Origin of the sequence: Chloroflexus sp. (assembly GCF_034435895.1) — a bacterium.
Classification (GTDB): Bacteria; Chloroflexota; Chloroflexia; order Chloroflexales; family Chloroflexaceae; genus Chloroflexus.
In genome coordinates this window covers 1-10,125 of sequence record NZ_DAOTWH010000196.1, presented here as the reverse complement: position 1 = coordinate 10,125, position 10,125 = coordinate 1, and the positions used below count along the sequence as shown (strand labels likewise).

Below are 10,125 nucleotides of genomic sequence, written 5' to 3'. Positions count from 1 at the left end.
GGCGCAAACCCGCCCGCCGCTTCCCCGCCCCCGAACGTTCACCGGCAACGTGGCCACTCAAGGAGGAGTTCTGATGCGACCAACACGTGAGATTTCCCCATCCCCTGAGCCAAGCGGTATTGGCGCTTTTCTCTCGACAACGCTTGGCCGTCTGCTGGTTTCGATCTTTGTGCCGGCGATCACCTTTCTGGTGCTCTATCAGGTCTTTATCTTTCTGCGTGATACTCAGATCCCGCAGTGGATTACGGCGATCATCGCGATTTTGTGGGGTGTCGGCGGCGTGTTGGCGCTCTTTACCCTCTCGAACTATTTGATCGAACAGTTGGGTCCAGCGTGGCGGCGGCGTTTGATTCCCTTTGTCTTCGTCGGGCCGGCGCTGGCTATCTTGACGTGGTATCTCGTGTTGCCGACGATCCGTTCCTTTATCGCCAGCCTCTACGATGCCCGCGGGATAAATTTCGTCGGGCTAGATAACTATATCTACGCTTTTACTAGCCAAGAGATGTTGCAGTCGTACCGCAACAACTTTCTCTTCTGGATGATCTTCGGCACCGGTATGAGCGTGGGTTTTGGCCTCTTGATCGCGGTGCTGGTGGATCGCACCCATCCCGTGTTTGAGACCATCTGCAAGGCGCTGATCTTTATGCCGATGGTAATTTCGGGTGTGGGTGCCTCAGTGATCTGGAAGTTTATCTACGAGTATCGTCCGACCGGTTCAACCCAGATCGGTCTGCTCAATGGGATCATCACTGCGCTGGGGTTTGAGTCGCAGGGTTGGTTGTTGATACAGCCGTGGAATAACCTCTTTCTGGTGATCATTATGGTCTGGTTGCAGACCGGTTATTCGATGGTGATTCTCTCGGCGGCGATTAAGGGTATTCCTTCTGATCTGCTCGAAGCGGGCCGGATCGACGGCGCCAACGAGTTTCAAATCTTCCGCAGCATTATCTTGCCGTCAATTCAGGGCACGCTCATTACCGTCACCACGACCATTATTCTCTTCACCCTTAAGATCTTCGACATCGTTCAGTCGATGACCGGCGGTAACTTCGGCACGCAGGTGATCGCAAACGTGCAGTTTGTCCAGCTCTTCCGGCAGGTGAATAACGGGCGCGCGGCAGCCATCGCCATCATTTTGCTCTTGGCGGTATTGCCGGTGATGTACTATAACCTGCGCCAGTTTAACAAGCAGACGGAGGCCTTCCGATGACCAGCGCCACCCTTGCTGCGCCGCGCCAGCGCCGCCGCTTTCGCTTTGGCCACGTGATGGTGTATGTGGTGATGATTCTGATCACCGCGCTCTGGATTACCCCCACCGTTGGCTTGCTAGTCAGCTCGTTCCGCCCGGCTGATGATGTTAAGACCAGCGGCTGGTGGACGGTGGTGACGAATCCGGAGAACGCGCGCTTTACGCTCAATAATTATCGGATTGTGCTTGGCATTCCGTTGCCCGATCGCCCGGCCACGAGCGGGACGCGGGTGGGCATGGAGGTGGCGCTGATCAATACCTTGACCGTGGCCTTGCCAGCAACGATTATCCCGATCTTGATCGCTGCCTTTGCCGCGTACGGCTTTGCGTGGATCGATTTTCCCGGACGACGTCCGTTGTTTATTCTCGTGGTGGCGATGCTGGTGGTGCCGCTGCAAATCTCGCTGGTGCCAATCTTGCGCGACTATGTGGCGTTGGGGTTAGGGGGCACCTATCTCGGCGTCTGGCTGGCTCATACCGGCTTCGGTCTGCCGCTTGCGGTCTATCTGCTCTACAACTACATCAGCACCATTCCGCGCGATATCTTCGAGTCGGCGTTTCTCGACGGCGCGACCCACTTTACCATCTTCACCCGCCTGATTTTGCCGCTCTCGATGCCGGCGCTGGCCAGCTTCGCCATCTTCCAATTCCTCTGGACGTGGAATGACCTGTTGGTGGCATTGGTCTTCCTCGGCGCCGAGCCAAGAGTGCAGGTGGTGACACAGCGGCTGCTCAGCCTGCTCGGCCAGTTTGGCCAAGAGTGGAACCTGCTCACCTCCGGCGCGTTTATTTCGATGATCGTGCCGCTGATCGTCTTCTTCTCGTTGCAGCGCTTCTTTGTGCGCGGTCTGATGGCCGGTTCGGTGAAGGGGTAAGTTGGCTACACCAACATCATGCTCCGCAGTTGTGAGCAGACCGGCGCCGGTCGCCTATGGAGTGCGGCAGTTTTACTGCCGTATACCCCGCTAGCAATGTGGTATGGAGTGCGGCAGTCCTACTGCCGCTTACGATTGCTTTGCTGAAAGAGAACGGTATGACCAGCGATCCGCATCGCCCCCGCTACCACTTTTTGCCGCCGGCCAACTGGATGAATGACCCCAACGGGCTGATCCAGTGGGGCGAGACGTTTCACCTGTTTTACCAGTACAATCCCGCTGGAGCGTACCATCGCAATATCCATTGGGGGCATGCGACGAGCGCCGATCTGTTGTACTGGCAACACCAGCCGGTTGCGCTTGCCCCCACGCCGGGAGGGCCTGATGCCGACGGCTGCTGGTCGGGGTGTGCGGTCAATGACTATGGCACGCCAACTGTGATCTACACCGGTTTCCGTCTGCCCGAAGTGCAAACCCCCTGTCTGGCAGTGAGCCACGATGGCTTGCTGACGTGGCAGAAGTGGCCGGAGCCAATTATTCCCTCGCCGCCGGTTGATCTCGATCTGCTCGGTTTTCGCGATCATACGGTCTGGCACGAGGATGGCCGGTGGGTGATGCTGATTGGCGCCGGCATACGCAGTCAAGGCGGCACGGTGCTGTTGTACCGCTCGGATGATCTGCGCCGCTGGGAATACGGCGGGCCGTTGTTGATCGGTGATGCTGGCCAGTTCGCTCCAGTCTGGACAGGCGCGTTCTGGGAGTGCCCGGATTTTTTTGCCGTGAATGGTGATCACGTACTGATCTGTTCGGTGTGGGATCAGCGCCCGTATTACACCATTGCGATGCGCGGTGAATATCGTGATGCCCGGTTTACGCCTTCCCTGACCCACAAGCTGGATTACGGCGATGCCCATTTTTACGCGCCGCAGACCATGCCGATCCGCGATGGTCGCCGGATCATGTTTGGCTGGGTGATGGAGGGACGGAGCGAGGCGGCGGTGCTGGCTGCCGGTTGGGCCGGAGTGATGTCGTTGCCGCGCGAGGTGCGGCTGGCGAGTGATGGGCAGGTGGTGGCGTTGCCGATTGCCGAAGTGCGGCAGTTGCGCGGAGCGGAACAGCAGGTGGCTCCCGGCCTGATTATGCCCGGCGCGCCGCAGTGGGTGCCGATCCGTGGCGCGCATCTTGAGTTAGAGGTGATCATGCTGCCACCGCCGCACGGTGTGGCAAGCGTGTGGCTGCGCGCCAGCCCTGACGGCGCCGAAGCGACGATGTTGCGCTACGATCGCGCCGCCGCTACCCTCACCCTCGACCGCAGCCGTTCGAGTCTAAGCAGTGATGTCTGGCGCGATGCGCACCATGCCTCCTTGCCGCTGGCCCCCGGTGAGCCGTTGTATCTGCGGATCTTTCTCGATGGCTCGCTGATCGAGGTCTTTGCCAACGACCGCCGCTCGATCACCAGCCGCATCTATCCCAGCCGGCCTGATAGCGACGGGGTTGCCCTGCAAGCCGCCGGCAACCCCGCTGAACTGGTGACGATGCGCTCGTGGGAGATGGCCGATATTTGGGCGTGACGCGCCTGCGCCACGCCCGCCAATCCTAAAACTCCCACCACACCCAATGGTACGAGGTGACCGGCAATGGTCGCGGCGGCATTGCTGTACCCGGTTTGGGCAGCTTGTCGTTCAACGGATTGACCGTATTGCTGCGAGCATAGATGTAGGCCGGCTTGCCGGCGTTCATGTCGAACGCCGTCTTGACCCATGCCTGCGCGATTGTCAACTGGGCCCACGGGTAGTCGATCCCAAAGAACGACGGCATCCGCATATTCGCTGCCAAATTGCCGCCAAAGGCGATATCGGCCATATTGCTGTTAAAGCCAAGCAGCATGTGCGCGCCTTGGAAGGCGTTGAACCACTTGCGGATCGGCTCGTTGCCTGGCGTATAACCTTGCACCCGCAGCGTCTGGCACGAGGCAAACCCAACCCAGCGCAGATTTTGATAGCGGGCCTTGGTGGCGTCAAACCATGTGCTGTCGTTGTTCGAGGTCATCACGATGCTGCCGGCGCCGCCGTGGCCGGCGTAGTAGACGAAGGCCGCTCGATCGACCCCGCTCGTGCTGTCGATCCCGCCCAAACTCACGTCGCGCCAGTCGCGCTCCCATGCGCTCGCATTTGTCCAATAGAAAATGGATGTGTAACCGTAACCGCTCATCCCGCTGCGGAAGCCGGTTACATCAGGAATGACTCCCGGTAGATCAGAGCCGCCCGGCCCGTAGGGTTGGTAGTCCCAGTTGCCTTCAGCGCCGAACGAGTAGGTGGCGGATTGGGCCAGCTCAGCCGCTGGCAACGCAGCGGTGCTGCCGCCGCTGCGGATGATCGTAGGCACGTAGACAAAGCGGTAATCGGGCGTGACGCTGACGCTGGCCTCGCGCTGCACGCCGTTGGCATCGGTCACGCGCAAGATGATTGTCACTGCATCCGGCGTGGTTTCGCGCAGTGCAGCCGGCAAGGTTGCCGAACGGCTGACTGAGCCGGCTGCATTGAGCGTAGCCGGGCTGCCGAGCGGGGTTTCGTCGCCGAGCAGCCATTGGTAGGTATAGGGTGCAGTGCCGTTGGCAATGGCGCCGGTGAGGGTGATTGCGCCGGCAGTGGGGAAGGAGCTGCCGTTGGCCGGCGCAGTGATGGTAACGGTTGGGCTGAAGCTGCCCGCACCACCTTCCAGCAGCGGCGTTGAGAACGATCGTAGCACGATGACGTCACCATTTGGCAGTGTGACCGTGATATCATCGAACATCGCTTCCGGTTCGAGGAAGGTCTGCTCGAACGAAGCGTCATCAACCATATACGTCAACACCGGATTGGGGACAGTAACGTTGGTCGCATTGGGGTACGATGCGCGCACCAGCGCCTCGACTTCACTCCGCACATCGCTTAAATTGCGCACCGGTGCCGTACCGCTAAACTCCAGCGTACGCCCAAAGAAGGGCATTGCTATCCCGGCGAGACCGGGGACGCTATTGTCGAGCGAGTCGCCGGCGTTTTGCAAAATGGTCGTATCGGTAGTCGTAAACAACAGCGAGATGTGCCCGCCGGCGCCGTCGATCGGGATAAATTGCTCGCCATTGACAAACCCAAACGGCACTTCCACCACCACGCCAACGATGGATTCGGTCGTTTGCCCTAGGCCGGCGCCGCTTACTGGGGCTTGGGCGGCGCGAATCAGGCTGGTGCGGCCAAAGTCTTTGGTCGCGTTGCATGTGCCCGGCGTGAGCGGCAATCGCACCGGGTAGTTGCTCTGGCCGTTGTTGGCGAGGATGCCATCACGGCCAACAAAATTGTTGTTGGTGAGGAATTGGCACGCCAATCGCTTCGCTACTTCCGCATCAACCGTACCGGCAGGCGTTTCCCGTCCTAGCCCGTCAAGGTCATACGCAAAGAAACCGCCCGATGCCTCGTATTGGGTGAGCACCGTGCGGTTTTGTTCATTCAACCGGAAAAACCGGCTCTTGCCGCGAAACTCGTCTTGCCCCGCTGGTGCGGCGCGGCCAATACCTTCCAGTACTCCGCCCAACTGTTGGGTGGTATCATTGCTGGCCGGGGGCTTAGTGAGGCGAAAAACTGGCAAACGCACCTGTGATTGCGCTGGCGCCGGTGTAGCCGGCCACAGCGTGACGCACATTACCCCGATGACGAACAGCGCCAACCACATACGGGCACGAACAACCCTGTTCATTGCAATCCCTCCTCTGCATCCGCTGACCCATAACCTGAAGCGATATGCGAAGAGAGCATGGGTAATGGCGCGTTTCAGGTTTTCATGATCTTAAACGAAGATCCCAACAGAAATAATCACCCATTGGTACCAAATCATGCTGCAATCGTGTGAGCCGGTGGGGGAAAGATCGCGCTTTGTCGCCACTCCCCGCAGCTCTCTTCACCGTGAAGGCAAATGATGCCGGTCTGTCACAACCGATAAAGACGCATCGTCGTGCGCTCTACCGGTGGCCTGATCCCATGCTCTGCCGGCAAATTTGGTATAATTCCAGTACTCTATCCACCTTTTGCACGGTTTGTGCAACAAATCACAACATTGTGACAGTTCGTGCTATAATCGCTCTACCACAACATGGAATGGCCTTCCGTTGCAGGGGTCAGCCGAAGGAGATGAACGATGGCCAACAGCTTTGGCGCTCGCTCGACCTTGACGGTCGGTGGCCGCACTTATGAAATCTACCGCCTTGACGCTCTCGCCAACCACGGCGTCAATCTCGCCCGCTTGCCCTACTCGCTGCGTATCCTGCTCGAAAATCTGCTCCGCCACGAAGATGGCCGCACCGTAACCGCCGACGATATTCTGGCGCTGGCCAATTGGCAGCCCCAAGCTGAACCTGACCGCGAAGTGGCCTTTATGCCGGCCCGCGTCATTTTGCAAGACTTTACTGGCGTGCCGTGCGTGGTCGATCTGGCGGCGATGCGTGACGCCATGGCCGAGTTGGGTGGCGATCCGCGCCGGATTAATCCGTTGCAGCCGGTTGAATTGGTGATCGACCACTCGGTGCAGGTTGATGCCTATGGCTCCGAAGCGGCGCTGCTGATCAACAAAGACCTCGAGTTCCAGCGCAATGTCGAGCGGTATGCGTTCTTGCGCTGGGGCCAGACCGCGTTCGATAATTTCAAAGTCGTGCCTCCCGGTAACGGCATTGTGCATCAGGTCAACCTCGAGTATCTGGCTCGCGTGGTCTTTACCAGCGACGAGAATCCGCGCGCGAGCGGGCCGGTGCAGGCGTACCCCGATACGCTGGTCGGCACCGACTCGCACACCACGATGATCAATGGTCTCGGTGTATTAGGCTGGGGTGTCGGTGGGATTGAAGCCGAGGCAGCGATGCTCGGCCAGCCGCTATCGATGCTGATCCCGCAGGTGGTCGGCTTTAAGCTGACTGGCCGGCTGCGCGAGGGGGCGACGGCGACCGATCTGGTGTTGACCGTGACCCAAATGTTGCGCAAGTTGGGTGTGGTCGGCAAGTTTGTTGAGTTCTTTGGCCCCGGCTTGGCTGCTCTGCCGCTGGCCGACCGCGCCACTATCGCCAATATGGCCCCCGAATACGGCGCGACCTGCGGTATCTTCCCGGTTGACGAAGAGACGCTGCGCTACCTGCGCTTCTCTGGCCGCAGCGAAGAGCGGGTGGCGCTGGTTGAGGCCTACTTCAAAGCGCAGGGCCTCTTCCACGATGAGCACACCCCCGAAGCCGAGTATTCGACCGTGCTTGAGCTGGATCTGAGCACGGTTGAGCCGAGCGTGGCCGGTCCCAAGCGTCCCGAAGGTCGGGTGCCGCTGACCGATGTTAACCGCACTTTCCACATGGCCGTTCCGGCAATTATCAACCCGGCCCAACCCGATACCGCACTCTCAGCGGCTGATTTCGCCGCGACTGCGGTCGAGGTTCCCGGCGCTGGCTATAAGCTGCACCATGGTTCGGTCGTGATCGCTGCCATTACCTCCTGTACCAACACCTCCAACCCGTCGGTGATGGTGGCTGCCGGCCTGCTGGCCAAGAAGGCGGTCGAAGCCGGCTTGACCGTCAAGCCGTGGGTCAAGACTTCGCTCGCCCCCGGCTCGAAGGTGGTGACTGAGTATCTGACCAACGCTGGCCTGTTGCCCTATCTCGAAGCGTTGCGCTTCCACGTGGTCGGGTATGGTTGCACGACCTGCATCGGCAACTCTGGCCCGCTAGCGCCGGAGATCAGCCAGACGATCGATCAGTCGGGCTTGGTCGCAGTTTCGGTGCTCTCCGGCAACCGCAACTTTGAGGGCCGCGTCCAGCAAGATGTCAAGGCCAATTATCTGATGTCGCCGCCGTTAGTGGTGGCCTACGCCATCGCTGGCCGGATCGATATCGATCTGGATAAAGAACCGCTGGGGATTGGCAAGGATGGCCAGCCGGTCTATCTGCGCGATATCTGGCCGTCGCAGGCTGAGGTGCATCAGACGATCGAGACGGCGATCCAATCTGAGATGTACCGCCGTTCGTATGCCAGCGTCTTTGTCGGTGATGAGCGCTGGGAAAATATCCCGGTGCCGGCTGGCGATCGCTTCGCGTGGGATCCGGCCAGCACCTACGTCCGCCGACCGCCCTACTTCGATCAGATGAGTCCGACCCCGCCTGAGCGGGTAGCCGAGATTCACGGCGCGCGGGTGTTGGCGTTGCTGGGTGATAGCATCACCACCGACCACATCAGCCCCGCTGGCAGCATCAAGATCAACTCGCCCGCCGGCAAGTATCTGATCGAGCACGGCGTTGCCCCGGCTGATTTCAACAGCTACGGCGCGCGTCGCGGCAATCACGAGGTGATGGTGCGCGGCACCTTCGCCAACATCCGCCTGCGCAACAAGCTGGCGCCGGGCACTGAGGGCGGCTTTACCACCTACCTGCCCACCGGCGAAGTGATGTCCATCTACGACGCGGCGATGCGCTATCAAGCCGATGGCACGCCGCTGATCGTGATTGCCGGCAAGGAGTATGGCAACGGCTCGTCCCGCGACTGGGCCGCCAAAGGCCCCTACTTGCAGGGGGTCAAGGCCGTGATTGCCGAGAGCTTCGAGCGCATCCACCGCTCGAATCTGGTTGGGATGGGGATCGTGCCGCTCCAGTTTATGCCCGGCGAGAGCGCAGCCAGCCTTGGCCTCACCGGCCACGAAGTCTACGATGTGATCGGTCTGGCCGATGCGATTGCCAGCGGTTTCGCCAATGGCCGCATCCTCACCGTGCGCGCCACTGCCGCCGACGGTACGGTGCGCGAATTCCAGACCCGTGCTCGGATTGATACGCCGCAAGAGGTCGAGTACTATCGCCACGGCGGTATCTTGCAGTACGTGCTGCGCCAATTGCTGGCTGAAGATCGTCAGGGCTAATCTTGCCGCACAGCGGTGCCCTTGCCCCCAGCCCCTCTCCCTCTGGCGCGGGAGAGGGGCGCTGCTACGTTCCATTTCTGCACTGTCGTACCTGCAAGCGAGCCAGCGAGCAGAGGCGCGAAGGAACGCGAAGGTGTGTGAGTGTTCATCCTCAGCGCCCTCTGCGGTAAAAAACCGCCCCCTCTCCCGCCGTCAGGCGGGAGAGGGGGCTGGGGGTAAGGGCATCAACGCAACATCGCAAAGAAGCGCAGCGGGCGCAAAGGATGGTGATCATCCTCTGCGTTCTCCACGCCCTTGGTGGTAAAAAACCTCCCCGGCGAACGCCTTACCCCTCTAGCAGCAACGCTTCCGGATCCTCAATCAACTCCTTCACCTTAACGAGGAAGCGCACCGCGGTGCTACCGTCGATCAGGCGGTGGTCATAGCTAAGAGCGACGTACATCATCGGGCGGATGACGATCTGGCCGCCAACGACCACTGGCCGCTCTTCGATCTTGTGCATGCCGAGAATGCCTACCTGCGGCGCGTTGAGGATTGGCGTGCTCATCAACGACCCATATACGCCGCCGTTCGTGATCGTGAACGTGCCCCCCTGCAACTCAGCAAGGCTCAACGTGCCCTCACGCGCCTTCTTCGCCAGTTGTGCGATCTCGCGCTCAATCTGGGCGAAGGTCTTGCGGTCGGCGTCGCGCACCACCGGCACCACCAACCCCTCATCAACCCCAACTGCGATGCCGATGTCGTAGTAGTACTTGAGCACGACCTCGTCGCCTTGGATTTCGGCGTTGACAATCGGGAAGGCTTTGAGTGCGCCAACCACCGCTTTAGTGAAGAACGACATAAAGCCGAGGCCAATGCCGTGCCGCTCTTTGAACGAGTCTTTGTGGCGCGCGCGCAACGCCATCACCGCACTCATATCGATCTCGTTAAAGGTGGTGAGCATCGCGGCGGTGTGTTGCGCCTCAACCAAACGGCGGGCAATGGTCTGGCGGCGGCGGCTCAGCCGTTGCCGCTCTTCGCGCCGGTCGCCGTTGGTCGATGTGACCGGTGCGGGAGGCGCGGGAGGCGTGGGGACGGGCCGCGGCGGGG

6 protein-coding genes are annotated in these 10,125 nt (G+C 60.3%); 4 read left to right on the top strand and 2 right to left on the bottom strand.

All coding sequences use genetic code 11. The annotated features are described in order from the left end of the window. The first annotated feature begins 73 nt into the window (after window positions 1-73). The 3 genes from U9R81_RS11515 to U9R81_RS11505 all read left to right on the top strand — a co-directional run bounded on the left by U9R81_RS11515 (window position 74) and on the right by U9R81_RS11505 (window position 3,695). Window positions 74-1,210, top strand: coding sequence for a sugar ABC transporter permease (locus U9R81_RS11515; RefSeq protein ID WP_322495597.1), 1,137 nt, complete (start codon window positions 74-76; stop codon window positions 1,208-1,210). Next, window positions 1,207-2,124, top strand: coding sequence for a carbohydrate ABC transporter permease (locus U9R81_RS11510; protein WP_322495596.1), 918 nt, complete (start codon window positions 1,207-1,209; stop codon window positions 2,122-2,124). Before U9R81_RS11515 ends, U9R81_RS11510 begins: the two co-directional genes overlap by 4 nt. Before the next feature lie 158 nt (window positions 2,125-2,282). Continuing rightward, the gene (locus U9R81_RS11505) at window positions 2,283-3,695 is read left to right on the top strand and encodes a glycoside hydrolase family 32 protein (protein ID WP_322495595.1); all 1,413 of its coding nucleotides are present in this window, start codon (window positions 2,283-2,285) and stop codon (window positions 3,693-3,695) included. A gap of 25 nt (window positions 3,696-3,720) precedes the next feature. Here the strand turns inward: U9R81_RS11505 and U9R81_RS11500 are convergent, their stop codons facing one another. After that, window positions 3,721-5,856, bottom strand: coding sequence for a DUF6345 domain-containing protein (locus U9R81_RS11500; protein WP_322495594.1), 2,136 nt, complete (start codon window positions 5,854-5,856; stop codon window positions 3,721-3,723). Window positions 5,857-6,294: 438 nt separating this feature from the next. Here U9R81_RS11500 and acnA point away from each other — a divergent pair, with 438 nt between their 5' ends. After that, on the top strand, window positions 6,295-9,036 hold the full coding sequence (gene acnA / locus U9R81_RS11495; protein ID WP_322495593.1) for an aconitate hydratase AcnA: 2,742 nt from the start codon (window positions 6,295-6,297) through the stop codon (window positions 9,034-9,036). Window positions 9,037-9,361: 325 nt separating this feature from the next. Here the strand turns inward: acnA and sucB are convergent. Beyond that, a partial coding sequence (gene sucB, locus U9R81_RS11490; RefSeq protein ID WP_322495592.1) for a dihydrolipoyllysine-residue succinyltransferase occupies window positions 9,362-10,125 on the bottom strand: 764 nt, incomplete at its 5' end.